This is a genomic window from Mongoliimonas terrestris, from assembly GCF_001927285.1.
GTDB classification, from domain to species: domain Bacteria; phylum Pseudomonadota; class Alphaproteobacteria; order Rhizobiales; family Pleomorphomonadaceae; genus Chthonobacter; species Chthonobacter terrestris.
The window spans coordinates 90,943-117,125 of sequence record NZ_MSIG01000014.1 but is presented as its reverse complement, the minus strand read 5'-3'; the positions used below and the strand labels follow the sequence as shown (position 1 = coordinate 117,125).

At 71.9% G+C, this 26,183-nt stretch carries 25 protein-coding genes; 3 read left to right on the top strand and 22 right to left on the bottom strand.

What is annotated here, in order from left to right; all coding sequences use genetic code 11:
* Positions 1-538 precede the first annotated feature (538 nt).
* Positions 539-2,272 (top strand): ABC transporter ATP-binding protein, encoded by a 1,734-nt coding sequence (locus tag BUQ68_RS18150; protein ID WP_075217423.1) that lies wholly within the window; start codon positions 539-541, stop codon positions 2,270-2,272.
* A gap of 57 nt (positions 2,273-2,329) precedes the next feature.
* Here the strand turns inward: BUQ68_RS18150 and BUQ68_RS18145 are convergent, their stop codons facing one another.
* The 15 genes from BUQ68_RS18145 to BUQ68_RS18080 form a co-directional block, all read right to left on the bottom strand.
* Positions 2,330-2,608: a hypothetical protein gene (locus BUQ68_RS18145; protein ID WP_083656693.1), complete on the bottom strand. Its 279-nt coding sequence runs from the start codon at positions 2,606-2,608 to the stop codon at positions 2,330-2,332.
* A 108-nt stretch (positions 2,609-2,716) separates the two neighbouring features.
* On the bottom strand, positions 2,717-2,860 hold the full coding sequence (locus BUQ68_RS23870) for a hypothetical protein (RefSeq protein WP_175577850.1): 144 nt from the start codon (positions 2,858-2,860) through the stop codon (positions 2,717-2,719).
* A 62-nt stretch (positions 2,861-2,922) separates the two neighbouring features.
* Positions 2,923-3,384 (bottom strand): TspO/MBR family protein, encoded by a 462-nt coding sequence (locus BUQ68_RS18140; protein ID WP_075217422.1) that lies wholly within the window; start codon positions 3,382-3,384, stop codon positions 2,923-2,925.
* Between the two features lie 305 nt (positions 3,385-3,689).
* Complete coding sequence (pufC, locus tag BUQ68_RS18135; RefSeq protein WP_075217421.1) at positions 3,690-4,724, bottom strand: photosynthetic reaction center cytochrome PufC; 1,035 nt, start codon at positions 4,722-4,724, stop codon at positions 3,690-3,692.
* Positions 4,721-5,698 carry a photosynthetic reaction center subunit M gene (gene pufM, locus BUQ68_RS18130; RefSeq protein ID WP_075217420.1) on the bottom strand — a complete coding sequence of 326 codons (978 nt, stop codon included), beginning with the start codon at positions 5,696-5,698 and terminating at the stop codon, positions 4,721-4,723. The genes pufC and pufM overlap by 4 nt, the downstream gene beginning before the upstream one ends.
* 10 nt (positions 5,699-5,708) lie before the next feature.
* The gene (gene pufL, locus BUQ68_RS18125; protein ID WP_075217419.1) at positions 5,709-6,533 is read right to left on the bottom strand and encodes a photosynthetic reaction center subunit L; all 825 of its coding nucleotides are present in this window, start codon (positions 6,531-6,533) and stop codon (positions 5,709-5,711) included.
* Positions 6,534-6,686: 153 nt separating this feature from the next.
* The gene (gene pufA, locus BUQ68_RS18120) at positions 6,687-6,884 is read right to left on the bottom strand and encodes a light-harvesting antenna LH1, alpha subunit (protein ID WP_075217418.1); all 198 of its coding nucleotides are present in this window, start codon (positions 6,882-6,884) and stop codon (positions 6,687-6,689) included.
* Between the two features lie 14 nt (positions 6,885-6,898).
* Complete coding sequence (gene pufB, locus BUQ68_RS18115) at positions 6,899-7,123, bottom strand: light-harvesting antenna LH1, beta subunit (protein WP_075217417.1); 225 nt, start codon at positions 7,121-7,123, stop codon at positions 6,899-6,901.
* Positions 7,124-7,252: 129 nt separating this feature from the next.
* Entirely contained in the window at positions 7,253-7,483 is a 231-nt protein-coding gene (locus BUQ68_RS18110; RefSeq protein ID WP_075217416.1) for a hypothetical protein, read from the bottom strand.
* A 56-nt stretch (positions 7,484-7,539) separates the two neighbouring features.
* Positions 7,540-8,985, bottom strand: a complete 1,446-nt coding sequence (bchZ, locus tag BUQ68_RS18105) for a chlorophyllide a reductase subunit Z (protein WP_075217415.1) — start codon at positions 8,983-8,985, stop codon at positions 7,540-7,542.
* Positions 8,985-10,511, bottom strand: a complete 1,527-nt coding sequence (bchY, locus tag BUQ68_RS18100; RefSeq protein ID WP_075217414.1) for a chlorophyllide a reductase subunit Y — start codon at positions 10,509-10,511, stop codon at positions 8,985-8,987. The genes bchZ and bchY overlap by 1 nt, the downstream gene beginning before the upstream one ends.
* Before the next feature lie 13 nt (positions 10,512-10,524).
* Positions 10,525-11,496 carry a chlorophyllide a reductase iron protein subunit X gene (locus BUQ68_RS18095; RefSeq protein ID WP_075217413.1) on the bottom strand — a complete coding sequence of 324 codons (972 nt, stop codon included), beginning with the start codon at positions 11,494-11,496 and terminating at the stop codon, positions 10,525-10,527.
* The gene (bchC, locus tag BUQ68_RS18090; RefSeq protein WP_075217412.1) at positions 11,493-12,422 is read right to left on the bottom strand and encodes a chlorophyll synthesis pathway protein BchC; all 930 of its coding nucleotides are present in this window, start codon (positions 12,420-12,422) and stop codon (positions 11,493-11,495) included. Before bchC ends, BUQ68_RS18095 begins: the two co-directional genes overlap by 4 nt.
* A 101-nt stretch (positions 12,423-12,523) precedes the next feature.
* Entirely contained in the window at positions 12,524-13,744 is a 1,221-nt protein-coding gene (locus BUQ68_RS18085) for a methyltransferase (protein WP_075217411.1), read from the bottom strand.
* A gap of 3 nt (positions 13,745-13,747) precedes the next feature.
* Complete coding sequence (locus BUQ68_RS18080) at positions 13,748-14,611, bottom strand: polyprenyl synthetase family protein (RefSeq protein WP_075217410.1); 864 nt, start codon at positions 14,609-14,611, stop codon at positions 13,748-13,750.
* An 85-nt stretch (positions 14,612-14,696) separates the two neighbouring features.
* On the opposite strand from BUQ68_RS18080, the gene crtD reads away from it, so the two are divergent.
* Both crtD and BUQ68_RS18070 read left to right on the top strand, forming a co-directional pair.
* The gene (crtD, locus tag BUQ68_RS18075) at positions 14,697-16,238 is read left to right on the top strand and encodes a 1-hydroxycarotenoid 3,4-desaturase CrtD (RefSeq protein WP_280949705.1); all 1,542 of its coding nucleotides are present in this window, start codon (positions 14,697-14,699) and stop codon (positions 16,236-16,238) included.
* Positions 16,235-17,098 (top strand): hypothetical protein, encoded by an 864-nt coding sequence (locus tag BUQ68_RS18070; protein WP_075217408.1) that lies wholly within the window; start codon positions 16,235-16,237, stop codon positions 17,096-17,098. Before crtD ends, BUQ68_RS18070 begins: the two co-directional genes overlap by 4 nt.
* An 11-nt stretch (positions 17,099-17,109) precedes the next feature.
* On the opposite strand, the gene BUQ68_RS23865 is transcribed toward BUQ68_RS18070, so the two are convergent.
* From BUQ68_RS23865 to bchI, 7 genes are all read right to left on the bottom strand, one after another.
* Positions 17,110-17,250: a hypothetical protein gene (locus BUQ68_RS23865; RefSeq protein WP_175577849.1), complete on the bottom strand. Its 141-nt coding sequence runs from the start codon at positions 17,248-17,250 to the stop codon at positions 17,110-17,112.
* 697 nt (positions 17,251-17,947) lie between these two features.
* On the bottom strand, positions 17,948-18,991 hold the full coding sequence (locus BUQ68_RS18065; RefSeq protein ID WP_075217407.1) for a phytoene/squalene synthase family protein: 1,044 nt from the start codon (positions 18,989-18,991) through the stop codon (positions 17,948-17,950).
* Positions 18,972-20,435, bottom strand: a complete 1,464-nt coding sequence (locus tag BUQ68_RS18060) for a phytoene desaturase (protein WP_245293308.1) — start codon at positions 20,433-20,435, stop codon at positions 18,972-18,974. The genes BUQ68_RS18065 and BUQ68_RS18060 overlap by 20 nt, the downstream gene beginning before the upstream one ends.
* 86 nt (positions 20,436-20,521) lie before the next feature.
* On the bottom strand, positions 20,522-21,472 hold the full coding sequence (gene bchO, locus BUQ68_RS18055) for an alpha/beta fold hydrolase BchO (protein WP_075217406.1): 951 nt from the start codon (positions 21,470-21,472) through the stop codon (positions 20,522-20,524).
* A complete protein-coding gene (dxs, locus tag BUQ68_RS18050; RefSeq protein ID WP_075217405.1) occupies positions 21,469-23,337 on the bottom strand; it encodes a 1-deoxy-D-xylulose-5-phosphate synthase in 1,869 nt (622 codons plus the stop codon). Before dxs ends, bchO begins: the two co-directional genes overlap by 4 nt.
* A gap of 13 nt (positions 23,338-23,350) precedes the next feature.
* Positions 23,351-25,096 carry a VWA domain-containing protein gene (locus BUQ68_RS18045; RefSeq protein ID WP_075217404.1) on the bottom strand — a complete coding sequence of 582 codons (1,746 nt, stop codon included), beginning with the start codon at positions 25,094-25,096 and terminating at the stop codon, positions 23,351-23,353.
* Positions 25,096-26,070, bottom strand: coding sequence for a magnesium chelatase ATPase subunit I (gene bchI, locus BUQ68_RS18040; protein ID WP_245293307.1), 975 nt, complete (start codon positions 26,068-26,070; stop codon positions 25,096-25,098). The genes BUQ68_RS18045 and bchI overlap by 1 nt, the downstream gene beginning before the upstream one ends.
* Positions 26,071-26,183 lie beyond the last annotated feature (113 nt).

Sequence of the window (26,183 nt, the reverse complement as noted above, 5' to 3'; positions counted from 1 at the left end):
CACCCTCCCCCGCCACCGCCGTCAAGGTCCGCGAAGGCGGACCACCCACGCATTCTGCAGGCGCGACGGCTTGCGTTGATCGTCACTCATGAACAAAGCGTGGCTGGTCCGCCTTCGCGGACCATGACGATCATGGAACGCGGGTCGCCGGAGAGGTCGTTCCCGACTGGACGGCCACCCGCCCATCGGTTCACCACCCTCCCCCTCCGTCATGGTCCGCGCAGGCGGACCACCCACGCATTCGGCGGGGTACAACAGGTTGCGTTGATCGTTGCTCGTGAAAGAAAGCGTGGCTGGTCCGCCTGCGCGGACCATGACGATCCCTGCCAACTGTGGAACGCCCCTCCATCCCACCACCCCTGCGTCCCACCACCCATCTATCCCCCCCACCCCTCCATCCAACCACCCTTGCATCCAACCACCCCACCACCCCACCACCCCTCCACCCCCACCTCCCCCACCCGACAGGGTCGACGCGTCGTTTCGCGTGTGCGAAGGAAACGCCGGTGAAGGCAACGTCCCTGAAGGTCCGCGTGGCATGATCCGACAGTTTCTCGCCCTCTACCGCCCGCACCGGCGGTTGTTCCTGATCGATCTTGCCGCCGCCATCCTGTCGGGCATCCTGTCGCTCAGCTTTCCCCTGGCGGTCACCGGCTTCGTCGACCATCTGCTGCCGCGCGGCGACTGGCAGCTGATCGGCCTTGCCGCCGTCGGCCTGCTGGCGGTCTACGCAGTCAACACCGGCCTCACCGTGGTGGTCACCTATTGGGGCCACGTGCTCGGCATCGCCATCGAAACCGAACTCCGCCGGCGCGCCTTCGACCATCTGCAGAAGCTCTCGTTCCGCTTCTTCGACGAGGCGAAGACGGGGCACCTGATCGGCCGGCTCACCAAGGACCTGGAGGAGATCGGCGAGGTCGCCCACCACGGGCCGGAGGATTTGCTCGTCGCGCTGATGACCTTCATCGGTGCCCTGGCGCTGATGTTCAGCCTGCACGTGCCGCTGGCCCTGGTGGCGAGCGCCATCGCGCCGCTGGTCGCCTTCCTGGTGATCCACTACGGCGGCGCCATGACGTCGAACTGGCAGACCCAGTTCAGCCGGATCGGCGCCTTCAACGCCCGGATCGAGGAGAATGTGGGCGGCGCCCGCGTGGTCCGGGCCTTCGCCAACGAGGATCACGAGCGGGCTCTTTTCGCCAAGGACAACGAGCTCTACCGGTTGACCAAGCTCGCCGCCTACAAACTCGTGGCCGCCACGCTCGCCATCAACTTCTTCGGCATGCGCTTCGTCCAGGTGGTGATCCTCATTGTCGGCACCGCCTTCGTGGTGGACGGCAGCCTGACCGTCGGCCAGTTCGTCGGCTTCCTCCTCCTCGTGGACATCTTCTACAAGCCGCTGGAGAAGATGGCCGCCGTGGTGGAGACCTACCCGAAGGGCATCGCGGGTTTTCGCCGCTTCTGCGACCTGGTGGCGACGGAGCCGGACGTGGTCGACGTGGCCGATGCGGTGGATCTTGAAGACGTGCGCGGCGCGGTGCGGTTCGAGGACGTCGCCTTCGCCTATGCGCCCGACCGGTCCATCCTCCGGTCGGTCTCCCTGGCGGTCGCGCCCGGCGAGACCGTCGCTTTCGTCGGCCCGTCCGGCGCCGGCAAGAGCACGCTCCTCTCCCTCCTGCCGCGTTTCTACGAGGTGACCGGCGGGCGCATCACCGTGGACGGCCATGACATCCGCGCCGTCACCATGGCGTCGCTCCGCCGGGCAATCGGCATCGTGGCGCAGGACGTCTTCCTGTTCGCCGGCACCCTTCGGGAGAACATCGCCTACGGCCGGCTCGACGCCAGCGACGCCGAGATCCGCTCCGCCGCCGAGCGCGCGCGTCTCGGCGACCTGGTGCGCTCGCTGCCCGACGGGCTCGACACCTGGATCGGCGAACGCGGCGTGAAGCTTTCCGGCGGCCAGAAGCAGCGGGTGGCGATCGCCCGCATCTTCCTCAAGAACCCGCCCATCCTGATCCTCGACGAGGCGACGTCCTCGCTCGACACGGAAACCGAGCGGCAGATCCACGAGGCGCTGGCGGAGCTGTCCGCCGGGCGCACGGTGCTCGTCATCGCCCACCGTCTGGCGACCATCCGCGACGCCGACCGGATCGTTGTGCTGGAAGCCGGACGGATCGTCGAGACGGGCTGCCACCAGGAGCTGATGGCGGAGCCCGGCGTCTACCGTCGCCTCAACGACGCCCAGATCGCCGCCCTGGAGCAGGCGGCCGAATAGCCCCGGCGGGCGCACGAGCCCGCGTGCCCGGACGCCCGTCGAGCGGCCGGAACCGCGTCACGGCCGGTCCGCCTTGAGGCGGCCGAGGCTTTCGCCAACGTGGCAGACGAGGGCGAGCGTCAAAGGCAGGACGACCGCAAGGGTCGACCCGCCGGTGAGCGCGGCGCGGAGCGCAAGGAGCAGGCCGGCGCCGGCCCCGGCGTTCCAGAGAACCGGGACGAGCAGGGACCGCCCCGCAAGGCGCCGTCCGAAGGCGGCCACCAGCGCGACCTCCAGGGCGAGCACGACGAGCGCGAGGTCGACGATCCGACCGGACCAGACGAGGCTTTCGATCACGCGTGGTGTCCGGCGGACGGCGGGACGGCCTGCCGCCCGCGGTTCACCGCCGCGCGATCATCTTGGCGCCTGCCCCGGGTGGCTGTCCAGGCGTCGAGGCCCGTGCGCTCAGATCCGGGAATCGACACCGGCCCCTGGCGTCGTCATGGCCGAGTGCCGGCGCTCGGTGATGGCCTTGTTGGTCTGCTGCAGGTCGTAGACCGCCGCCGCGAGCACCAGGAGAATCGTCACGAACGTCAGAAAGATCACCATGGAAACCTCCATCGCTTTGCTTTCCCGCCGGAAGGAGCCCGGCGGTGGACGATGCCCGCCGGTCAGCGGGCAAAGGCAGGATTGAGCCGCATCATCGACCAGTTGAGAAGTCCCGCCGCCGTCACCCACGCCAGATAGGGCGCAAGCAGCAGGGCGGCGGTCTCATGGAGCGGCCAGAACACCGCGATCAGTGCAGCGATCGACAACCAGAGCAGGACGAGCTCGACGAAGGCGAGGCGCATGCGCTTCATCCCGAAGAAGATCGCCGACCAGCCCGCGTTGAGGACCAGTTGGATGCCGTAGACGGTCATCGCCAGCGGCAAGGCCTCGGCGGGCGCGTTTTCCCAGACCAGCCAGCCGGAGATGGCGATCAGGATGTAGAGCACCGTCCAGACGATCGGAAACGCGATCGACGGCGGCTGCCAGCGTGGCTTCCGGAGCCTCAGGTACCACTCTCCCGGCGCGAACACCGCGCCGGACGTGCCGACGAGGAAGACCAGGACCAGGAAGACGACAAGGGACATCAGGTTCTCCGGTGCTCACCCGCGGGCCTCTGCGGATGGTGCTGTCCATCCTGCCGGCCGGAAGGCCGCAGGACCAGACCGCGGGTCGCCCGATCGGACGAAAAGGCGCCCCCCGGCCCGTGGGCCGGAGGGCGGTTCCTTCGGCGCCGCCGCAGGGCCACGGTCCGAGCCGGACGGGGAACGAGGAATCGGGTCCGGTCGTTCCAGACGCGTGGCGCGCCGGGCTGGGGACGGCGTTGCGGCCGGCACCGAAGTTCGGGCGGAGCGGCGGCACCGACGGCCACCGATCCGCATGGAGGCGAGGATCAGTTGCCGGCCGGTGCCCGCCCCAGCGCGGCCACGTAGTCCTGGAGCATGCTGATCCCGAGGAGCGGCTTGGACGCGCCCTGGTGGCAAGTGGTGCAGTTGGCCTTGTACGGGTCCCCGAGCGGTCCCTTGCGGGTGTCCGGGAAGATGCCGGCCAGCGGGTCGATGTAGGTGCCGTTGATGTCCGACACCATGCGGATGCCGTGCCAGGCCGTCACCCGCTGCGGGCTGCTCAGATCCCACGACGAGAAGGACTGGGTGTTGTGGCAGAAGGTGCAGTTCACCCCGAGCCCCTCCGACATGTGCACCATCAGCGAATAGGTCTTCTCCGTCTGCTGGATGGTCTTGTCAGACCCGCTCGGCAGCCGCGTCGTGGACGCCACCCGGATCTGCGCCGGGTCGGCGAAGAGGGTGGTGAACGGGTCGTAGGGCAGCGAGGTCAGCCCGATCGACGGCTCGGCGAGGTTCTGCCCGGTGTCCGTGCGCGCCATCCCTTGCGCCTCCTGCGGCCCCGGGTTCTGGAACCACACGTTGGCCGGCACCGGCTGGCCCCGGTGGCAGGTGTAGCAGGTGACGCCGGTCTCCTGCACGTGGGGCTTCCAGGTGTCGTTGATCGCCCAGGTCATCTGGAACATGCGCCGGGCGACGGCCTTCGTGTAGACGCTGTCGTCGGCGAGGTTCTCCAGGTTGTGGCAGTAGCCGCAACCCTCCTCCGGCGCCACCCACTCGGTGATCGCCGTCATGGTGCGCAGGAATTCCTCGTCGCTCAGATGGCCGAGAACCTGCACGTTCTCGTAGAGCTCGGAGGCCCGCGGTCCCTCGTCGGAGGCCGGCGGCTGGGCCTCCGGAATGGCGTTGGCGAGCGCCAGCGCCTCCCGGGTGGCCGGGCTGGTGAACTGCACCATGCCGGTGCCGCGATAGCCCGTCTGGGTGCTCTCGGTCGTGTCCTCGCAGCCGGCCAGGCCAGCCGAAAGCAGGATCGGGAGGAGGACGGCGCCGAGGCGCCGCAGCCGTGTGGTCGGTGTCCGGGTCATGGCGTGGCTCCCACGGCAGCCGCCGGATCGAGGACCGGGACGGCGGAGGGCGGATAGGAAGGCGCCACCCCATGGTGGACGGCCCACAGGTACCAGTTGTCGACGGCGGTGCCGGTGAGGAGGATGCCGATGCCGCCGGTCAGCGGGCAAAGGACGGCGAACCACCAGGCCCAACGGTGGATGGACTCGAACGTGGCGTTGAAGCCCATGGTCCAGCGCCAGAACAGCGCCGCCCGCTCCGCCGCCGTGCCGCGGTCGACGATGTGCTCCAGCTCCCGCTCGCCGCCGTAGCGGCCGACGGCGAGGATGGTCGCGCCGTGCATGGCGAAGAGGAGCGTCGAGCCGTAGAGGAAGACGATCGAGAGGGCGTGGAAGGGGTTGTAGAAGAGGTTGCCGTAGCGGATCGAGAAGGCCGCGGTCCAGTCAAGGTGCGGGAAGATCCCGAACGGCACCGCCTCGCTCCACGATCCCATGATCACCGGCCGGATGAAGCCGAGCACCAGGTAGAGCCAGATGGCCGCCGCGAAGGCCCAGGCCACGTGCGTGCCCATGCCGAGCGCCCGCGCCCTGAGATAGACGCGCATCCACCAGAGCATGATGGAGGCCGTCAGGCAGAAGCCCGCGAGCAGCCACCACCCTCCCTCCGCCATCGGCGGAATGGAGAGCCCCCATTCCGGTCCCGGCGGTTCCAGGGCGAGCCAGGGCAGCTGGCGCACGAACTGGATCGGGTCCCAGTTCACCGAGGCCCACATGTTGAGGCCGATGATCTCGATGGCGGCGAAGCCGAAGACCAGCGACGCCATGCCGGTCCAGCCGAGATAGATCGGGCCGATCTGCGCGTCGCCGAAGCGGCCGAGCAGGTGCGAGAAGCCGGCCTTGCCCTGGCGGTTCCAGGCCGGCGCCGGGTCGAGGGTACCGTAGTAGGCGGGACCACGGGCCTGGACGCGGGTGAAGATGTTGCGGAATTCACTCATGGCCGTGTCCTCAGCTCCAGATCGGCAGGTCGAGCCACCAGCCCCACCACTCCGGCCATCCGCGGGTCCAGAGCGGACCGCTGATGATGATGCACACCGCGCTCCAGAAGCCGGCCGACAGGGCGAGCAGAAGCCCGAGCCGGTGGATGCCGAGGGTGCCGATGGAGTAGCCGATGGTGTCGCGGAAGAAGGTGTTCTCGTGCTCGGCCGTCTTCATCACCTCGCCCTTCTTGGGGTTGGCGGCGGACAGGACGAGGGCACCGTGCAGCGAGAGCGCGAGCGTCGTGGTGAAGAAGAACGTCACCGCGAGCATGTGCGCCGGATTGTAGTGGAAGTGCAGATACTGGTAGCCGACGTTCGACACCCAGTCGAGGTGACTGAAGATGCCGTAGGGAAAGCCATGTCCCCAGGCACCGAGCAGCACCGGGCGGATGACCACCAGCGACACGTAGGCGAAGATCGCCACGCCGAAAGCGAACGGCACGTGATAGTCCATGCCGAGCTTGCGACAGATCTCCACCTCCCGGAGCGCCCAGGAGCAGAAGGCCCCGATGGCGCAGACCGTGATGATCTGCCAGAGGCCGCCGTCCTTGAGGGGGGCAAGGCCCAGCCCGTAGCTGAGATCCGGCGGCGCGATCGAGATCTGCCAGAGATTCCAGGTCGGCCCGAGCGCCGCGCCGTAGACGATCAGCGCCGTGCCGAGCAGGGAGAAGAAGATCGTGGTGACGCCGAAGAAGCCGACGTAGAACGGGCCGACCCAGAAATCGAACAGGTCGCCCCCGATCAGCGTGCCTCCCCGTACGCGATACTTGCGTTCGAAACTGAGCATGGCCATCGTGCAGCCCTCCGCCTCGACAGGCGTCGTCCGGCGGCCAGCCGGCGGCGCTCTTGGTGAATGCCGGTCCGGTCCGGCGCCTTCAACGTGAGATGATCCGGAAGGATGAGGGCGGCGGCGGGTCAAGGTCCGCGGCCGCCCCTCGGGCGGGTTTCAACCCACCAGGGTCTCGGGACCGATGGGCCCGATCATCTGACCGGCGTCCGTCACCGGAATCCGCGGACCTTCGATCCAGTTGAACCGGTTCGTGCTGAGCAGGATGAAGTGAATCACCAGCGCCAGGACGAACAGGAACGTGAAGAGCGCCACGAGCGCCCGGCGGGGATCGAACAGGAGCCAAACTTTCCACATGGTCGTCGTCTCCCTCAGGTCAGCATGGTGGCGACCTGCTGGATCAGCCCCGTTGCTCCTTCAGGAGACAAGGAGACGTAGCCTTCAGGTCCAGGAAGCCAGGGCCGCCACATCCAGGCCAGCACATGAGCGATCAGCGCGACGACGACAAAGCCGATGAAGCTTTGAAGGAAGATCGCGTGAAACTCTTGTGCCTCCTGTTCGGTGAGCCCCGACAACGAAGTCTTTGCCTCTGCCATAACAGGCCTCCGCAAGATCGTTTGCCGTTGCCGCGCAAGCCCGCGCGGCTGGGTAACTGCCACCGGGGCAAAGCCCCTTGGTGGCATCCGGACGGCGGAGTTGCCGGCCGAATTGCTGGTCGCCCGCCTTCAGCCCATGAAGCAGAAGGGGATGACCGTGTGAGCCATGGTCCGGGCCCGCGCGAGCACGGACAGCCGGCGGCCGTCGCCGCGCACCAGGCCGGTGAGCGCCAGCGGCAGGCGGATCAGGGCGGCGGCGAGGAAGACCGGATAGGTGAGCACCACCAGGGTGCGGAAGGACGCCGCGTCGCGGCTGCGGCGGTCGGCGAACCGGCTTGCAAGGGTCACGTTCGTGGTCATCCTTCACCTCCTGTCGTCGCCGCGATCGCTCGATCGAGCCTCGCCGCGATCGCGGGTCAGATCGCACCTTCAAGATCGGCCCGGGCGCGCTCCACCGAGCGCACCGTCACCGTGTCGTCGCCGCCCCTGCGGGCGTCCCGTTCCGCCCCGTCGCGCAATCGCCTGGCGGCGGAGATGCGCACCAGCACCGGATGGCGGTCGAGCGCGGCCTCCAGCGCCTCCTCGGCGCCCCGGTCCCAGGCCATCTGCCGTTCGCCGCGCGCCGGCGTCGCCTCGATGCGATCGAGGTCGGTGCCGAGCGGCAGGATCGAGAAGAGCGCGTCGAAGAGGGCGTTGCAGACCTCCTGGAGCACGTAGACGGCGCCGGCGTAGCCCATGAAGGGCGTGCCCGTGTGCCGGCGGATGATCGCGCCCGGGAAGGAGGCCGGGATGTAGATGGAGCGCCCGCCGGCTTCCGCCGCGTACATGCGTTCGTTGTAGCTGCCGAAGAGGATCAGCGGCGGGGCGCCGGTGATCGCCTTGCGGACGGCCGCGTTGTCGGTCTTTGCCCCCGGCCGGCGTGCCGCGTGGAAGCTGCACGGCAGGCCGAGCTCGCTTTCCAGGAAGCGCACGAGCCCGCGCTCGTAGGTCTCGCTCGCCACCACCGCGAAGGTGGCGGTGCCGAAGAAGTCCTGGGTGACCGAGCGCCAGAGATCCCAGAGCGGCTTGATCGTGGTGTGCTTTTCCCGGGCGATGAAGGGCTCCGGATCAAGGCCGAGGGCGGCCCCGAGGGCGCGCAGGAACGCCGTGGTCGCGTGCAGCCCGATCGGCGCCTGCAGCCAGGGACGGCCGAGCGTCTCGCAGAGCTGGGTGCCGAACTCCCGGTAGAGACAGACGTTGGCCTCCGCCTCGGCGAGCCGTGGCACGTCCACCAAGTGGCTGCCGAGCGGGAACACCAGGCCCACCTCCGCGCCGATGCCCTCGATGAGGCGGCGGATCTCGGCGAGGTCCGACGGCATGTTGAAGACGCCGTAGCTCGGCCCGATGATGTTCACCTTGGGCCTGGCACCCTCCGACCGCGGCTTCAGGGCGGGCACCTTCTTCGGCCCGTATTCCTTCCACAGCCATGTCATGGCGCGGTCGGCGCACTGCCACTGGTCCTCGTCGATGGTGCGGGGCAGGAAGCGCTGGATGTTGGAGCCTTCCGGCGTCACGCCGCCGCCGATCATCTCGGCGATCGATCCGGTGACGACCACCGCCGGCAGGTCCGGATCGAGCACCGCCCGGGCGCGCTTCATGGCGCCTTCTGTGCCGTGCTGGCCGAGTTCCTCCTCGCCGAGCCCGGTGACGACGATCGGCAGTTCGTGCGGCGGCAGCGCGTCCGTGTAGTGGAGGACGGAGGTCACCGGCAGGTTCTCGCAGCCGACCGGGCCGTCGATGATGACCTGCAGGCCCTTGATGGCCGTGAAGACGTAGACGGCGCCCCAGTAGCCGCCGGCGCGGTCGTGATCGAGGACGAGCATCAGATCATCTCCTCGGCACGGCGCGCTTTGGCCTGCTTTTCCAGGCGGCGGCGGTTGGCCTCGCGGAAGGCCGGGCGGGGTTCGGGCTTCTCTTCCCAGACGCCGGCCGTGTCCCCTTCCCCGACCCCGTCGAAGAAGGCCTCCATGCGGGCGAACCGGTCCTTGTTGGCGATCGCCCCGTTGATCACGTGGGCGAGCGAGCCGGCCCCGGCGGCGCCGAACAGCGGCCGGGCCGAGATGAGGTTGGTGAAGTAGAGCGCGGGCGTCGCCCGCTCCTTGGCCTTCTGGACCACCGGCGTGGTGCCGATGGCAAGATCCGGATCGTGCTCCAGGAAGGCCGCGATGTCGGACTCCAGCGAGGCCCGGAACACCACCTTGGTGCCGCGCGCCTCCAGGAAGTCCCGGTCCGCCTCCGACCAGGGCGTGCGCGGGCAGGCGGTGCCCACATAGGGTACCTCCGCGCCGCTCTCCACCAGGAGCCGGGCGACCAGAAGCTCGGAGCCCTCATAGCCGGAGACCGTGATCCGGCCCTTGACCGGCGCACCCGCCAGCGCCCCGCGGATGGCGCCGAGCTGGCGGTTCTGCGCCTCGGTGATCAGCGCGCGCGGAACTCCGGCGGCCGTGCCGATGGCGTCGAGCCAGGCGAGCGTGCCCTCCACGCCGACCGGCGCGGAGCCGACGATCGGCCGGCCGGCCGCCTGGAATTCGCGGACGGAGGCCGTGTAGAAGGGATGGATGGCGGCGACGGCGACGCCGTCGAGGGCGGCGTAGAGCTCGCGCCACTCGCGGGTCGGCACCACCGGCCCGGCGGCGAGCCCCATCGGCTCCAGCATGCGGCCGATGCCGACCGGATCGGCCGGGAACATCTCGCCGAGAAGGGTCACGGCCGGCCGGTCGGAGACCCCGCCGCGGGGCGCCTGCACCGGGCCGTTCTCCGCCTCGCGGCGGGCGAAGGCCAGCATGGCGCCGGCAAGCACGTCCTTGGCCTCCGCGTGGGTCGGAATGCCGAAGCCCGGCACGTCGATGCCGATGATGCGGACCCCGTTGATCTCCTTCGGCAGGAGGCGGAGCGGGACGCCGGAGGCGGTCGGCACGCAGAGGTTCGTCACCACGATGGCGTCGTAGAGGACCGGGTCGGCGAGCGCGTGGACCGCGTCGCGGATGTCCTCGAAGAGCTTGCCGGTGACCAGCGTCTCGGAGTTGAACGGCACATAGCCGACCGTCCGCTTGGCCCCGTAGAAGTGCGACGTGAAGGTGAGGCCGTAGACGCAGCAGGCCGAGCCGGAGAGCACCGTCGCGGTCCGCCGCATCCGAAGGCCGACGCGCAGCGACCCGAAGGCCGGGCACATGCTCTGCGGCCGGTCGTGCGGGCCGACCGGGTAGTCGGCGGCATACTGGTCGAGCACGTCGCTCTTGCCGGCGGCCACCGCCGCCGCCCGCATGGTGGCGGCGCCGCCGTGGCATCCGTCGTTGACCACGCTGTCGGCGACGGGCGAGTCCAGGGGTTCGTCGAGGGAAGCGGTCATGGCGACACCCGGCTCAGACGGTTTCGTAGACGATCTCGAGCGACGGCTTGGCGAAGGAGGCGCTGCCGCACATGTCCTCCTCCGTCGCCGGCTGGAGCACATAGTCGCGACCGACCTCAGAGGCCTTGAAGAGCGCGAGGAGACCGTCCTGGGAGAGGGGGGTAGGGCGCACCGGCGGCGCTTCGCCGACGGCGGCGGCGAGTTGCTCGAAGAGCGGCGCCCAGCGGTCGCCGGGGCGGCCGACGATCTGGTAGTTCGCGCTCTTGCGGCGGATATCCTCGTCGGCGGGGATGGAGGCGAGGATGGGGATGCCGGCGGCGGCGGCGAAGGCCGCGGCCTCGCCGGTGCCGTCGTCCTTGTTTACAACCAGCCCAGCGACGCCTACGTTGCCGCCCAACTTGCGGAAGTAGTCGACTGCGGAGCATACATTGTTGGCTACATAGAGCGACTGTAGGTCATTCGAACCGACGACGATGACCTTCTGGCACATGTCGCGGGCGATCGGCAGGCCGAAGCCGCCGCACACCACGTCGCCCAGGAAATCGAGCAGCACGTAGTCGAAGCCCCAGTCGTGAAAGCCAAGCTTTTCAAGGAGTTCGAAGCCGTGGATGATGCCCCGGCCGCCGCAGCCGCGGCCGACTTCCGGGCCGCCGAGCTCCATGGCGAAGACCCCGTCCCGCTTGAAGCAGACATCGCCGATCTTCACGTCCTCGCCAGCCAGCTTCTTCTTGGCCGACGTCTCGATGATCGTCGGGCAGGCCCGTCCGCCAAAGAGAAGCGAAGTCGTATCGCTCTTCGGATCGCAGCCGATCAGCAGGACTTTCTTGCCGCGCTGGGCCATGTTGTAGCTGAGATTGGCGAGCGTGAAGCTTTTACCAATCCCGCCCTTGCCGTAGATAGCGATGATCTGGGTGGCCTTGGTCGCCGGAATGGGTTCCTGGTCGACGGCCGAACCGGAGACAGGGCTCTTCACGGTGGTGTTCATGCTGTGCCACTCCAGTCGAGGATCATCTTCAGGCAGGCCGGATCGCCGAACGCCCGGTTGTAGGCCGCCGCCGCTTCAACGGCTGGGGCCTGGTGGGTGACCAGCCCGTCGAGCGACAGGCGGCCGTCAGCGACCATGGACTGCACCGCCGTCAAGTCGGTTGGACGCCATTCGGCGGCGATGCGAAGGCGGATTTCCCGCATGAAGGCGGGCGGGAAGGCGAAGCTCGGCCGGCCCTCGTAGAAGCCGGCGAGCACGATTTCGGCGCCCGGCGCCGCACGGGCGATCAGCGCGTCCAGAATGGCGGCGTCGCCGCTCGCGTCGCAGAGGGCCGTGTAGTCCCGGCGCGGATCCTCGGCGGGGTCCGTCACGGCATAGCCGAGGGCGCCGGCGCGGCGGTTCGGATCCAGCTCCCAGACGGTCGGGGCACCGCCCTTGGCGACCACGACGCGGGCGATCAGCCGGCCGAGAACGCCGTGCCCGACGACGAGATCGGGCAGCGGGCCGGCGGCGACCGCATGGTGGGCGGTGGCGGCGAGCGCCAAGAGAACACCTGAGGCGCCAAGGGCTTCGTCGACCGGCACGATCCGGTCGCCGGCCACCACGAGCCGACGGGCGGCCCCGCCGAAGAGGCCCTTCACCGGGCCGTAGCAGCGCGCGCCGGGTACGAAAACGAAAGACCCTTCGGCAAGGGCGGAGCGGCCCGGGTCGACCACCCGGCCGACCGTCTCGTAGCCCGGGACCAGGGGGTAGCCCATGCCTGGGAAGGTCGGCATGCGGCCGGTCCAGAGCAGCTTCTCGGTGCCGGTGCTGATGCCCGAATAGGCGCACTCGACGAGCACGTCGCCATCGCCCATGGGATCCAGCGGCAGGCGTTCCAGGCCGAGCGCGCCAGGTCCGCGCATGACGACGGCGATGGTGTCCATGACGGCCTCCCTGCTGGGTCTTGTGTTGGTGTTCGTTCCCTGTAAGTGACGCCTGACAGGCCGAGTTGTCAATTAAGATTTACAGTCGGTCTGTCGGATTCTCATGACACCCGTTCGGCGACCAGGGCAGAGACCAGCATGGGTCTGCGGGTCTTCAGCCGGCGGGGGTTGGAAAGGTTGGCATCCCGGAGGAGGGTTGTGAGGGCTTGCGGGGTGCGGGGGCGGCCGTGGCCCATGGCGAGGAGATAGAAGTTGAAATAGGCGCCGCCAACCCGCGGATTTCCGCCGGAATCCGCCATCGGTTCGGCGATCAGCACCCGTCCGCCGACGGCGAGGGCGGCGTGGGCCTTCTGGAGGACGAGACGGACGGTTGCGTCGTCGTGGTCGTGGAGGATGCGCACGAAAGTGATGAGGTCGGCGCCGGCCGGGAGGGGGTCGCGGCGGAAGTCGCCGGCGATGGCGGTCGGCTGCGGCGCCGGCAGGACCTCGAATCGGCGGGCGGCCAGGGCGGCAACGGGAGGAAGATCGAACAATCTGAGGTTGAGATCTGGATGGCGCGCGGCGACGCTTGTGAGGAAGGTCCCATCGCCGCCGCCGACGTCCATGACGGTCCGGTGCCGGCCGAAATCATAGGCGTCGAGGATGTCGTCGCGCACGAAGCCCTGGGTGGCGGACATGAGGCGGGAGTAGGCCTCGGAGGATCCGGGCTCCCCCTGGCGAGCCTCCACCGCGGCGGGCGGCTCCGGCGCCCCTTCGCCTCCGTTCTCAGCGGCGACCGCATCCCCTCCCTCGGCGGTCGCGTAGGGCCAGAAGCGGCCGAGGCCGGTTGGGCCGCGCCGTCCCTGGAGGAGCGCGACCGGGTCGGCGAGGTCGGCGTAGACCAGCGCATGGTGGTCGATCATGGCCAGAAGGCCTGGATTCCCGCGGAGTGCCGCGCCCTGGAGGCCGAGGCCGTAACGGCCGCCGGAGCGCTGCTCCAGGAGCCCGAGCGCCACCGACGCCTCGGCGAGGCGCCGGGCGCCGTCGAGGGGCAGGCGCAGGCGGGCGGCGAGATCGGGCAGCGGCAGCGGCCCCTCGGCGAGGATGTCGAAGAGGTCGAGGCGCACCGCCGCGAGCAGCACCTGGGAGTAGACGAACCCGGCGCAGACGTCGAAAAGCGACGAGGCATGGTGGGCGGCGACCGCCCGCACCAGCGGGGTATCGGCGGCAAACCGTTGGAATCGCGGACTGGCGACCAGGCGGTTCCGCCACTCCCGCCAGCCGTCGAGGAGCCGGCCGCCCAGGCCGCCGGACCGGTCAGCCAGGGGCACGGGCGGCGGCATGGCTCAGGCCGCCCGCGCCGCGAGGTCCTCGGGCAGGAACTTGCGCGTTTCCCTGAGGATCAAGGCCTTCAGCATGGCGTCGCCCGGACAGTCCGGCACCACGGCGATGGCGCGCGCCACCAGGTCCTTGAGCCGCAGAATGGCGCCGTCGAGGCCGAATTCCCGGGTGGCGCTCGGCCGTCCGAGCACCTCGTCCCGGCCGATCGGCTTGCCGAGCTCGGCGGGGGTGGAGACCATGTCGCGGATGTCGTCGGCGACCTGGTAGGCCTCGCCGACCGCCATGCCGAGCGCCCGCCAGGGCTCCGCCGGGAAGCCCGCGGCGGCCGCGCCGGCCATGGTGGCGCCGGCGAAGAGGGCGCCGGTCTTCGTCCGGTGATAGGCGCCAAGCGCGATGTCGGGCTCGCACTCGAAGGCCTGGCCGGCGACGATTCCGGACGGGGCGCCGACGGCAGCGCCGACGATGCCGACGAGGGCGCTCAACCTTTCCGGGAGCTCCACCCGGCTGGCCAGGTGGGTGAAGGCAAGGACGATCAGGGCGTCGCCGGTCAGAAGGGCGACGTTTTCCCCATAGGCCGCATGGATCGACGGACGACCCCGCCGGAACGATGCGTCGTCGAAACAGGGCATGTCGTCGTGCACCAGAGAGGCGCAGTGGAGCAGCTCGATTGTAGCCGCTGTAGCGTCCGATGTAGCCGGTTTGTCGTCTCCACAGGCGTACGAAACCGCGATTGTAAGCCGTGGTCGTATGCGCGCCCCGCCGGGGACAACCGCGTCCCGCATGGCGGCCGCCAGACGCGGCGGACAGCCGTTCGCGGCGGATTGGAGAGCATCCTGCAAGGCTAGCTCGATGCGGCTCGCGGCGTCCATGATCCGGCCCTCTCAACTGTCAGGCAGATTTTACTTTCAAATCTGTCCAAAAAAAATGACACTCAAGCATCGAGGCTGTCAAGCAGTGAGACCGATCGTGGCAACGGCACGGGCACTCGTGGTCGGGGGCGGCATGGGCGGTCTTGCGGCTGCCGTCGAACTCGCGGCCGAGGGGCTGGACGTGACGGTGCTGGAGGCCGCTCCCCGGGTGGGCGGCAAGGTGCGCACCGTCGCGACGCCCGCCGGACCGGTGGACTGTGGCCCGACGGTGTTCACCCTGAAGCCGGTGTTCGACGCCCTCTTCGCGGTCGGCGGGCGCCGGCTCGACGATCACATCGCCCTCCGGCCGGTGGAGATCCTCGCCCGCCATGTGTGGCCCGACGGATCGCGGCTGGACCTGCACACGGACCCGAAGGCGGCGACCGACGCCATCGGCCGATTCGCCGGTTCGGCGGAGGCCCTGCGCTATCTCACCTTCTGCCGGGCGGCCCAGCGGGTCTACGAGACGCTGGAGCAGCCCTATCTGCACGCCGACGGCGCCAGTCTCGCCGGGCTGATTCGCCGCGCCGGGCTGGCGGGCCTTTCCGACCTGATCGCGCTCCGACCGTTCACGTCGCTCTGGCGGGCGCTCCACGACCATTTCGAGGATCCGCGCCTGCGCCAGCTCTTCGCGCGCTACGCCACCTACTGCGGCTCGTCGCCCTTCGCGGCGCCGGCGACCCTGATGCTGGTGGCGCACGTGGAGCAGATGGGCGTGCACGTGGTGGACGGCGGCATCGCCGCCATCGTGGACGCGACCGCGGACCTTGCGGTCAGCCTCGGCGCCCGGATCGTGACCGACTGCGCGGTCTCGTCCATCGAGGTGGCGCGCGGCCGGATCAGCGGCGTGGTGACGGCGGCCGGCGACCGGCTGGAGGCCGACCTCGTGATCCACAACGGCGACATCGCGGCGCTCGGGTCCGGCCTTCTCGGCACCCACGTCGTCAAGGCGGCGCCCGCCATGCCGCGGCTCTCCCGATCGCTTTCGGCCGTCACCTTCGCGGCGGCGGCCCGCACCTCCGGCGTGCCGCTCGCCCGGCACAGCGTCTTCTTCTCGGACAACTACCCGGCCGAGTTCGAGGCCCTGTTCCAGAAGCGCCGCCTTCCCGAACAGCCCACCGTCTACGTCTGCGCCCAGGACCGCGAAGCGGGCCATCCGGTGGACGGCCCGGAGCGGCTGCTGATCCTGGTGAACGCCCCGGCAGACGGCGATTGCCAACCGCTCACCGCCGAGGAGATCGCCCGATGTCAATCCGCAACCTTCAGTCACCTGGCGCGGCTCGGCCTGACGCTCTCCCCCCTGGCGGTGACCACCACGACGCCCACGGATTTCGCCCGGATGTTCCCGGCGACGGGCGGGGCGCTCTACGGACGGGCGACCCACGGATGGTCGTCGGCCTTCCGGCGCCCGGGACCGCGGACGCCGATTCCCGGGCTCTACCTGGCGGGCGGCAGCGCGCACCCGGGTCCCGGCCTGCCGATGGCGACCCTGTCGGGCCAGTTGGCCGCGCGGGCGGCCATCCGGGACTTGGCTTCGAAAGACCGGTCGGGCCGGGGGGGTACGCCTGGTGGTACGTCGACGGAGTGAGCGACGACGGCAAGTCGGCCATCACCATCATCGGCTTCGTCGGCAGCGTCTTCTCACCCTATTACGCCTTCGCCCGCCGGCGCGGCGCCGCCGACCCGGAGAACCACGTGGCCATCAACGTGGCGGTCTACGACCGGCACGGCGGCTGGGCGATGACGGAGCGGGGCCGCGGGTCGCTGACCCGCGACGCCACCGCCCTGGTCGTGGGGCCGAGCCGGATGAGTGTGGCAGGGCGCACGCTGACGATCCGGTTCGACGAGGTTCGCGTGCCGCTGCCGCGGCGCCTGCGCGGCGAGGTGCGGGTGGACCTGCCGGCGGCACCCTTCGCCCCCCACGCGCTCGACCTCTTCGGCGGGCACGTTTGGCAGCCGATCGCGCCGGTCGCCCGCATGGAGGTGGACCTGGAAGGCCCCGACCGGCACTGGAGCGGCGACGCCTACGTGGACCACAACCACGGCGACGAGCCGCTGGAGGTCGGGTTCCGGTCCTGGTCGTGGTCGCGCGTCACCGACGGGCGGGGCACCAGCATCGTCTACGCGCTGCAGCCGCGGCACTCCGCGTCGCGCGCCTTCCGGCTCGACGTGGGGCGGGACGGCTCGTCGGAGGTGCTCGCCGCGCCGCCGCCGGTGGCTCTGCGCCGCACCGGCTGGCTGATGCCGCGGCCGGCCCATTCGGACGACGCCGGCACGGCCAAGGTGCTGCGGACGCTGGAGGACACGCCCTTCTACGCGCGCTCGCTGGTGCGGCTGGGGCTCGATGGGCACACGGCCGTCGGGGTGCACGAGAGCCTGTCGCTGGACCGGTTCCGGGCACCGATCGTGCAGGCCATGCTGCCGTTCCGCATGCCGCGTCGGGGGTGACCCGGCGGCGCTCAGGGGTCCGGCGGACGGGTGTTCGCGGCCTCGCGCTCCTGGCGCAGGCGCTTCAGCGTGCGGAATTCCCGGAGCGCGAAGACGAGAGCGACGCCGAGCACCAGGGCGAGTTCGAGCGCGACGATCCAGCCGGACGACATGGGGCGATCTCCTCGGGATGGGGAGAGAGGTAGGGCGGGCGTGGGGGTGGGGGAAGGTGGGGATGGGTGCGGTTGGCGGATGGAGTGCCATCTGGTGAGCGACGTTGGCCGTGTTTCCCCCGAACCACCGACGCGCCCCCTCTCCCCTTGAGGGAGAGGGGTGGGGTGAGGGGTGTCGGCGCCGACAGGGGCCGTGGGGGATTGGAGCTGGCGGGACGTGGGTGCGTGGGGTCGGCCAGGGCGGCGGGTCTGGGGCGGGTGGACGGCTGGCGGCGGCGAACTTGTCGAGGGCGGACGGCTGGCCGCGGTGAACTTGTCGAGGGTGGACGGCTGGCGGCGGTGGTTCACCCCTCTCCCCAACCCTCTCCCTCAAGGGGAGAGGGGGTGTGTCGCGGGTGCGGTCGGGGGGTGGCGGCGGACGACTGGCGGGTGGGGTCCGCGGCCAATCGACATTTGCCGTGACTCGATCGAACCACCGACGCGCCCCCTCTCCCCTTGAGGGAGAGGGTTGGGGTGAGGGGTGTCGGCGCCGACGGGGGCCGTGGGGGGATCGCATCGGGCGGGACGTGGGTGCGTGGGGTCGGCCGGGGCGGCGGGTCTGGGGCGGGTGGACGGCTGGCGGCGGTGGTTCACCCCTCTCCCCAACCCTCTCCCTCAAGGGGAGAGGGGGTCTGTCGGGGCACCCGCTTCCCCGCCCCTATCGCGCGATGCGCATGCGGGTGGGGCGGAGGTTGGCGGCTTGGCGGTTGCGGGTTTCGAGGGCGGTGAGGATGTCGATGAGGCGTTCGGGGCCGAGGCGCGCGGGGGACGGAGGCGGCTGGGCCTCGGCGACCGTGAGGACGAGGGCGCGGGCGGCGGGTGGCGCGGGGGCGTGGGAGGGCCGGGTGGCGACGAAGGCGCCGGCGCAGGCGCGGGCGATGAGCATGGCCTTGCGGGCCTTCGGCACCACGGTCCGGCCGGCGAGCGGGTCGCAGCCGGCGGCGCGGAGCCGGGTGCCGATGTCGCCGTAGACGAGGCTGGCGGCGAGGATGGCGGGGCGGCAGGGGCGCGGCAGAAGGTCGATGCCGGCGCGCGCGGCCGCGTAGTGCCGGTCGGCGGTGGCGAGCAGGCGTCGGACGACAGCGAAGAGCGCCGGCGAAGGCTTGGGGTCCGCCAGGAAGGCGTCCGGATCGACGCCCGCGCCGGCGAGCCAGTCGGCCGGGAGGTAGAGCCGGCCGGCGCGGGCGTCCTCGCCCACGTCGCGGGCGATGTTGGTGTACTGCATGGCGATGCCGAGGTCGGCGGCGCGGGCGAGCGCGGCCTCGTCGCGGCACCCCATGACGAGGGCCATCATCAGGCCGACCGAGCCGGCCACCCTGAGGGCATAGGCCTCCAGGCTGGCGAGATCCGGGTAGCGGCGGCCCTCCGCGTCCCAGGCGAAGCCCTCGATCAGGCTGTCCGGGAGGGCGCGCGGGATGGCGTGGGCCTCCACCACGCTGGCGAAGGCCCGGTCAACGAGGAGATCGCGCGGGCGGCCTTCGTAGATGCGGTCGAGGCGGGCCTTCAACGCGTCGACCGCGGCGGCAGGGCCGCGGCCCTCCCCGTCCACCGCATCGTCGGCGGCCCGGCAGAAGGCGTAGAGGGCGGTCGCCGGCCCGCGGACGCGCCGGGGCAGGAGGAGCGAGGCGGCGAAGAAGGACTTGGAGCCGTGGCGGAGCATGGCCTCGCTCCCGGCGCGGTCGTCAGCGGAGAGCGTCGGCATGGGGCACCACCTGGTCGAGGATCTTGGCGGACGAGAGGACGCCGGGAATGCCGGCGCCCGGATGGGTGCCGGCGCCGACGAGATAGAGCCGGTCGACGTCCTCGCTCCGGTTGTGCGGCCGGAACCAGGCGCACTGGGTGAGGACGGGTTCCAGGCCGAAGGCGGCGCCCTTGAAGGCGAGCTGGCGGCCGGCGAAATCGAGCGGCGTGGTGACGCGCGAGGTGACCACGGAGGCCGAGAGGCCGGGCAGGAGGCGGGTCTCCAGGGCGGCGGCGATGCGCCGGCGGAAGGGCTCGGCGGCGGTCGTCCAGTCGATCGGGGCGTCGAGGTTGGGCACCGGGGCGAGCACGTAGAAGGCGTCGCAGCCGGGGGGCGCGAGGTCGGGGTCGGTGGCGGTCGGCCGGTGCAGGTAGAGGCTGAAGTCGTCCGGCAGGCCGCGGGCGGCGAAGATGTCCTCGATGAGGCCCTTGTAGCGGGGGCCGAGCAGGATGGTGTGGTGGGGCACGGTATTAAAGCGGCGGGAGGTGCCGAAGTACCAGACGAAGAGGCTCATGGACTGGCGGGCGCGGTCGATGCGCCGGTCGGTCCAGCGGCGGCGCACCGTGGCGCGCAGCAGCGTGCGGTAGGTATGGCTGGCGTCGGCGTTGGAGACGACGACGGCGGCCGGAATGACCTCGCCGGTGGCGAGGCGCACGCCGGTGGCGCGGCCGTCCGCGACGGTGATCTCCGCCACGTCGGCCCGGCAACGGAGGGTGCCGCCCTGGTGGCGGACGAGGTCGACGAGGCCGGTGACGAGCCGTCCGGTGCCGCCGATCGGGAAGTGGACGCCGAAGCGGCGCTCCAGCGCCGAGATCAGCGTGAGGACGGCGGTGGCGGTGAACGGGCTGCCGCCGATGAAGAGCGGGTGGAAGCCGAGGGCGATCCGCAGGCGCTCGTCGCGCACGTAGCGGGAGACGAGGCCGTGCACCGAGCGCCAGCCGGAGAGCTTCAGGAGCGCCGGGAGGACGCGGGCCATGTCGGCCGGGGAGCCGAACGGGAGGGTGCCGAGCTGTTGAAAGCCGACGCGGAACATGGCGTCCGCGTGGGCGAGGTAGCGGTCGTAGCCGGCAAGGTCGGCGGGGGCGATGCGGGCGACCTCGGCGCGCATGCGGGCGGCGTCGCCGGAGACGTCGAGGTGGCCGCCGTCGGCGAAGACGAGCCGGTAGAAGGGGTCGAGCGCACGCAGATCCACCTCGGCGGCGAAGGAGCGGCCGCAGAGGGCCCAGAGCTCGTCGAGGAGATGGGGGGCGGTGACGATGGTGGGGCCGGCGTCGAAGGTGAAGCCGTCCTGCCGGTGGACCTCCGCCCGTCCGCCGGGGGCGGCGAGCCGTTCCAGGACGGTGACCCGGTAGCCGCGCGCGCCGAGCCGGACGGCGGCGGCAAGGCCGCCGAAGCCGCTGCCGATGACGACCGCGTGCGGGCGGCCGGGGTCGGCGCCGAACGGGGCGTCGGGCGCATCGGTGCGGAAGCCGGCGGGCGGGCGCGGGATGGTCACGGGCCGGCCTCCGGCAGGGCGCCGTGCTCGCGGGCGGCGGATTCGATGACGGCGGCGATCGCCTCCGGCGCCTCCTCGTGGGCGAGGTGGCCGAGGCCGCGGAGGACGACCGCGCGGGCGTGCGGGATCCGGCGTTCCAGATCGAACACCTGGTCGGCCGGCACCATGCCGTCGCGCGAGCCGGCGACGAGCACCACCGGCGTCTTGAGGCGGGCATAGCCAGCCTGGAGGGCGCCGAGGTCCCAGCCGGCCATCATGGCGAGCGCCGCCGAGACGTGGTCCGGGTCGGCGGCGAGGCGGCCGTAGAGGGCGACCTGGTCCGGCGACAGGCGCGAGCCGGTGCGCTCGACGAGGTTGGCGAGAACGGCCGGGTCGCGGGCGCGGCGGGCGAAGACGCGGGGCACGAGCGGGTTCAGCGCCAGCATCTGGGCGAGCGGCGAGAAGAAGCGCCCGATCGGCCCGCGGAAGCCCGAGAGGGCGCCGTTGAGGCTGACGACGACCCGCGGCGCGATGCGGCCGTCGAGGCACATGCGGATCAGGATGGCGGCGCCGGCCGAATGGCCGACCGCCACCGCTGGCCGCACGTCGAGGGCGGCGAGAAGGTCGGCGAGGGCGTCGGACATGCCGGGCAGCGTCATGCGGGCGGAAGGTAGCCGGTCGGTGAAGCCGTGGCCGGGCAGGTCGCAGGCGGTGACGCGGAAGCGGCCGGCAAGTTCCAGCGCGAGCGCGCCGAACGAATGGGTGGAGGCGCCCGTGCCGTGGACGAGAAGCACGTCCGGGCCGGTGCCCATCTGCTGCACGTGCCAGCGCACGCCGCCGGCGCGCACGAGCCGGCTCGCCTCCCGGTTCGGCCAGTGGGCGCCGTCGCGGTCGAGGTCGAGGCGCGGATGGGCGGGCGGGCGCCGCCGGGTCCGCCCGGCGGGAAGGTTGAGCTCGGCCGGCCTCATGGGGTGATCCTGGGGGCGATCCTGGGGGCGACCCTCGCCAGCGCCGTCCGGGCGGGCGGCGCGAAGGCCATGCGCCGGCGGCGGGCGGAGGCGAGCCGCACGGCGCCGACGATGCCCTCCGCGTCGAGGCCGACCGCGCGCATCATGGCGGCCGGGTTGTCGTGGGGCAGGAACCGGTCGGGCAGCGACAGGGTGCGCACCGTGAGCCGGCCGGGGCCGAGGTCCGCCCGGGCCATGACTTGGAGGGCGGCGGCGCCGAAGCCGCCGGCGGCGGCCTCCTCCACGGTGACGAGCAGCCGGTGCCGGCGGGCGAGGCCGAGGACGAGCGCCTCGTCGAGCGGCTTGACGAAGCGCGCGTCGGCGACGCTGACGGAGACGCCCTCCGCTTCCAGCTGCTCCGCGGCGGCAAGGGCCGCGTGGAGGCGGGTGCCGAGGGACAGGATGGCGACGTCGTCGCCCTCGCGGAGCACCCGGCCACGGCCGATCTCGACCCGGTCGGGCGGGCCGGTGAGGTCCAGGCCGCCGACCCCCTCGCCGCGCGGATAGCGGAAGGCGATCGGGCCGTCGTCATGGTCGGCGGCGGCGTGCACCATGGCGCGCAGGTCCGCCTCGTCGGCGGGCGCCATGACGACGAAGCCCGGCAGGCAACCCAGCATGGCGAGGTCATAGCTGCCGGCGTGGGTGGGGCCGTCGGCGCCCACATAGCCGGCCCGGTCGATGGCGAAGCGCACGGGCAGATGCTGCAACGCCACGTCGTGGACGATCTGGTCGTAGGCCCGCTGCAGGAAGGTGGAGTAGATGGCGCAGAAGGGCTTCATGCCCTCGCAGGCGAGCCCCGCCGCGAAGGTGACGGCGTGCTGCTCGGCGATGCCGACGTCGAAGGCGCGGTCCGGGTGGGCGGCGGCGAAGCGGTCGATGCCGGTGCCGGACGCCATGGCGGCGGTGATGCCGACGACCCGGTGATCGGCGTCGGCGGCCTCGACGAGCGCGTCGGCGAAGACGCGGGTGTAGCTCGGCGCCACGGGCTTGGCCTTGGCCTGCACGCCGGTCGCCGGATCGAAGGGCACGACGCCGTGCAGCCGGTCGGCGGCGGCCTCGGCGGGGGCGTAGCCGTGGCCCTTGCGGGTGCGCACGTGGACGAGCACCGGACCGTCCGCCGCCCGCGCCGCCTCGAGCGCCGGGACCAGTTGGTCGAGGTCGTGGCCGTCTATGGGGCCGCGGTAGTCGAAGCCGAGGGCGGTGAAGAGATTGGCCGGCGAGCCTTCGGCGGCGAGGTCGTCCAGGTGGCCGGCGACCGCGCCGACCGGCGGCGAGATCGACATGGCGTTGTCGTTGAGGATGACCACCACCGGCAGGCCCGCGTGGCCGGCGTTGTTGAGCCCCTCGTAGGCGAGCCCGGCGGAGAGCGCGCCGTCGCCGATGACGCAGACCGCCCGCCCCTCGCGGCCGAGCAGCCGGCGGGCGGCGGCAAAGCCGAGCGCGGCCGAGATGGAGGTGGAGGAATGGCCGGCGCCGAACGGATCGTAGGCGCTCTCGTCGCGCTTGGTGAAGCCGGAGAGGCCGCCCGGCCGGCGGATCGTCTCCATCCGGCCGAGCCGGCCGGTGACCATCTTGTGCACATAGGCCTGGTGGCCGACGTCCCAGATCAGCGCGTCGACGGGGGTCTGGAACACCCGGTGGAGCGCGATGGTGAGTTCGACGACGCCGAGGCTCGCCCCGAGATGCCCGCCGGTGCGGGAGACGGTGCGCACCAGCGCCTGGCGGAGCTCGCCGGCAAGCCGCGGCAGCGCGGCGGCGTCGAGGGTCCGGATGTCCTCCGGTGAGCGGATGGCGGAAAGAAGGTCGGCGATCGGGTCGTAGGCCATGGCGGGTCTCGCTTCAGGAGCGGTCTGACGGACGGACGGAGGCACGGGGGGACGCGGCGGGGCGGGCCGCCGCCACCACGGAGGCGACGGCGCGGGCGTCGGCCCGCGGCAGCGGCAGGTAGGTGGCGCCGAGCGCGGCGGCGAGCTGCCGGGCGCGCGGGTGCGGTCGGTCGGCGATGTCGACGAGGAGCACCGCCACCCCGGCGGCGCGGACGACGGCCGCCGCCACAAGGGCGTCGGCGTCCGCCCGGGCGCGGCCGCCGGTGCCGTCGCGGGCGACGTTGGCCTGGCCGTCGGTGAGGAAGACGAGGGCCGGGGTCTCGCCGTCCCGCCGGATGCGATCCGAAAGGGCCGCGGCGGCGTCGATGGCGGCGGCGAGCGGGGTGCCGCCGCCGCCGGCAAGGTCCACCAGCCGGCGACGGGCGGCGGTGAGCGAGCCGGTGGGCGGCAGGACGAGGTCGGCCCCCTCGCCCCGGAAGGCGATCATGGCGACCCGGTCGCGGCGCACGTAGCAGTCGGCGAGGATGAGTTCGACGGCGCCCTTGGCCTCGCCGAGCCGGCGAAGCGCGGCGGACCCGGACGCATCGACCACGAAGACGGTGGTGGTGCGCGCCGGGCGGCGGCTGCGCCGGATGCGAAAGTCCGCCGTGCGGACGGCGAGCCGGCAGCCGGGCGGCGGCGCGGCGCGGAAGCGCTGCAAGGGCGCGGCGGCGCGGAGCGTCTCCACGATGTCGAGGCGGCTGCCGCCGCGCGGCTGGCCGGGCCGGCTGGCGATCGGCCGGCCGCCGCCGGTGAGCGTGGTGCGTTCGGCCCCAGCCCGGCCGGTGCCGGTCTTCGCCCGTCCGCCGGCTGCCGCCAGGGCGGCGAGCACGTCGGGCGGCAAGGTGGCGGTGGCGGCGGCGACGATGCGGTCGGCGAGCGGGCCGTCGGCGGGCGGCTCGCCCGCCTCGGCGGGATCGTCCGGCGACCGGTCGGGCGGCGGCGGGGTGGCGTCGTCGGCGGGCGGCGGCGGCGCGAGGACGACGGCGCGGGGGCCGAGCACGAGGCGGGCGGCGACCAGGAGATCGTCGCCTATGACCGTGTCACGATCATCGAGGCGGGCCGCCGCGCGGGCGGCGGCGACCGCCTGAAGCAGGGTGCGGGGCGAGGCGACGCCGAGCCGGTCGGCCGCTTCGGCGAGCGCCTGGAGGTCGGCATCGGAGACAACGGGACCACCGGACGAAGCGTCGGCGGGCCGGGCGTCTGAACCGATTGAACCGGCGGCGGTCGCCAGATCGACGAGGCGGAGGGGCAGGCCCTCGAAGCTGACGTGAAAGGCGAGCCGGTCGGCGAGCGCGCCGGCCGGGGCCGGGTCCTCGTCCGCCCCGTCGTCGAACGCCAGGGTGGCGATCGGCCGGCCGTCGACGCCGGACTCAAGGGCGGCGGCGAGGCGGGCGGCGACGGCGGGGGCGATCCGCTCGGCGGCGGGAAGAACGATCAGCCCGCCGGCCGCTTCCGACAGGAGTCCGCGCGCCAGCACGGGCCGGCCGCTTGCGAGCGTCGCGCCTATGTCGAGGCCGCCGTCGAGCCGGTCGCGGTCGACCGACACGGGGATGCGGCGGACCGCCGCCGCGGCCGGAAGGCCGTCCACGAAGGCTTCCACCAGCAGATCCGCCGCCCCGCCGGCGCCGCGCACCAGAAGGCCGCCGAGGGCGGCCGGGTCCGACGCGGCGAGCCGCGCGGCCAGGAGGGCGTCGGCGAAGGTGGCGGCGGCGTCCATCAGCCGAGAACCTCCTTGAGGGCGATCTCGATGCGGGCGGCGGAGCCCACATCGTCGAGCGGGTTGCGGCGGAGGCGATGGCGAAGGGCGGACGGGGCGATGCGGGCCAGATGATCGAGGCCGGCGGCCGGCGCCCCGTCGAGCGCCGCGAGGGCGCGGGCGGCGCGCATCAGGGTGAGTTCGCCGCGAAGGCCGTCGGTGCCGAGGGAGAGACAAAGCGTGGCGGCGGCCTCCAGCACCTCGTCGGGCACGTCGACGGCGGCCAGCGCGGCGCGGGCGCTCGCGATGCGGCGGGTGGTGCGGGCCTCGTCCTTGCGCCAGAGCGCGGAGAAGCCGGCCCGGTCGGCCTCGAAGGCGTTTCGCCGCTTCACCACCTGGACGCGCTCGGCGACCGTGCGCGGCGTGCCGACGTCCACCGCGAGGCCGAAGCGGTCGAGAAGCTGCGGCCGGAGCTCGCCCTCCTCCGGGTTGCCGCTGCCGACGAGGACGAACTTCGCCGGATGGGAGAGACTGAGGCCTTCCCGCTCCACCACGTTGCGGCCGGAGGCGGCCACGTCGAGAAGGAGGTCGACCAGATGGTCCTCCAGGAGGTTCACCTCGTCGATGTAGAGATAGCCGCCGTTGGCGCGGGCGAGGAGGCCGGGCTCGAAGGCCTTCTCGCCGCGGGTGAGCGCCCGCTCCAGGTCGAGGGCGCCGACGAGCCGGTCCTCGGTGGCGCCGAGCGGCAGGTCCACCACCGGGATGGGCACGCGGACGACCACCCGATCGCGGGCCGTGCGGGCGCGGCAGGCGTCGCACTGGTCGGCGCGCTCGGCCGGATCGCAGCCGTAGGGGCAGCCTTCCACCACCTTGCGGTCGGGCAGGAGGGCGGCGAGGGCCCGGATGGCGGTGGACTTGCCGGTGCCGCGATCGCCGAGGATGAGGACGCCGCCGATGTCCGGGTCCACCGCCGAGATCAGGAGCGCCTGCTTCATCTCCTCCTGGCCGACGATGGCCGAGAAGGGAAAGGCGGCGCGCGCCGGATCCCGCCGCGTGCGGCGCTGAGAGTCCGATGGATCGACGCGTGTGAGCATGGCGGTGTCTTCCT

Excerpts from the sequence above, each read along its gene's own strand:
- BUQ68_RS18110 (WP_075217416.1), bottom strand. The coding sequence starts at position 7,483 with ATGACCACGAACGTGACCCTTGCAAGCCGGTTCGCCGACCGCCGCAGC.
- pufM (WP_075217420.1), bottom strand. The coding sequence starts at position 5,698 with ATGAGTGAATTCCGCAACATCTTCACCCGCGTCCAGGCCCGTGGTCCC.
- BUQ68_RS18140 (WP_075217422.1), bottom strand. The coding sequence starts at position 3,384 with ATGTCCCTTGTCGTCTTCCTGGTCCTGGTCTTCCTCGTCGGCACGTCC.
- BUQ68_RS23865 (WP_175577849.1), bottom strand. The coding sequence starts at position 17,250 with ATGTCGTCCGGCTGGATCGTCGCGCTCGAACTCGCCCTGGTGCTCGGC.
- bchZ (WP_075217415.1), bottom strand. The coding sequence starts at position 8,985 with ATGCTCGTCCTCGATCACGACCGCGCCGGCGGCTACTGGGGCGCCGTC.
- bchC (WP_075217412.1), bottom strand. The coding sequence starts at position 12,422 with ATGGACACCATCGCCGTCGTCATGCGCGGACCTGGCGCGCTCGGCCTG.
- BUQ68_RS18085 (WP_075217411.1), bottom strand. The coding sequence starts at position 13,744 with ATGCCGCCGCCCGTGCCCCTGGCTGACCGGTCCGGCGGCCTGGGCGGC.
- bchO (WP_075217406.1), bottom strand. The coding sequence starts at position 21,472 with ATGAGGCCGGCCGAGCTCAACCTTCCCGCCGGGCGGACCCGGCGGCGC.
- BUQ68_RS18045 (WP_075217404.1), bottom strand. The coding sequence starts at position 25,096 with ATGGACGCCGCCGCCACCTTCGCCGACGCCCTCCTGGCCGCGCGGCTC.
- bchI (WP_245293307.1), bottom strand. The coding sequence starts at position 26,070 with ATGAAGCAGGCGCTCCTGATCTCGGCGGTGGACCCGGACATCGGCGGC.
- bchY (WP_075217414.1), bottom strand. The coding sequence starts at position 10,511 with ATGACCGCTTCCCTCGACGAACCCCTGGACTCGCCCGTCGCCGACAGC.
- dxs (WP_075217405.1), bottom strand. The coding sequence starts at position 23,337 with ATGGCCTACGACCCGATCGCCGACCTTCTTTCCGCCATCCGCTCACCG.
- BUQ68_RS18065 (WP_075217407.1), bottom strand. The coding sequence starts at position 18,991 with ATGCCGACGCTCTCCGCTGACGACCGCGCCGGGAGCGAGGCCATGCTC.
- pufC (WP_075217421.1), bottom strand. The coding sequence starts at position 4,724 with ATGACCCGGACACCGACCACACGGCTGCGGCGCCTCGGCGCCGTCCTC.
- BUQ68_RS18095 (WP_075217413.1), bottom strand. The coding sequence starts at position 11,496 with ATGAACACCACCGTGAAGAGCCCTGTCTCCGGTTCGGCCGTCGACCAG.
- BUQ68_RS18080 (WP_075217410.1), bottom strand. The coding sequence starts at position 14,611 with ATGGACGCCGCGAGCCGCATCGAGCTAGCCTTGCAGGATGCTCTCCAA.
- BUQ68_RS23870 (WP_175577850.1), bottom strand. The coding sequence starts at position 2,860 with ATGGTGATCTTTCTGACGTTCGTGACGATTCTCCTGGTGCTCGCGGCG.
- pufA (WP_075217418.1), bottom strand. The coding sequence starts at position 6,884 with ATGTGGAAAGTTTGGCTCCTGTTCGATCCCCGCCGGGCGCTCGTGGCG.
- BUQ68_RS18150 (WP_075217423.1), top strand. The coding sequence starts at position 539 with ATGATCCGACAGTTTCTCGCCCTCTACCGCCCGCACCGGCGGTTGTTC.
- pufB (WP_075217417.1), bottom strand. The coding sequence starts at position 7,123 with ATGGCAGAGGCAAAGACTTCGTTGTCGGGGCTCACCGAACAGGAGGCA.
- pufL (WP_075217419.1), bottom strand. The coding sequence starts at position 6,533 with ATGGCCATGCTCAGTTTCGAACGCAAGTATCGCGTACGGGGAGGCACG.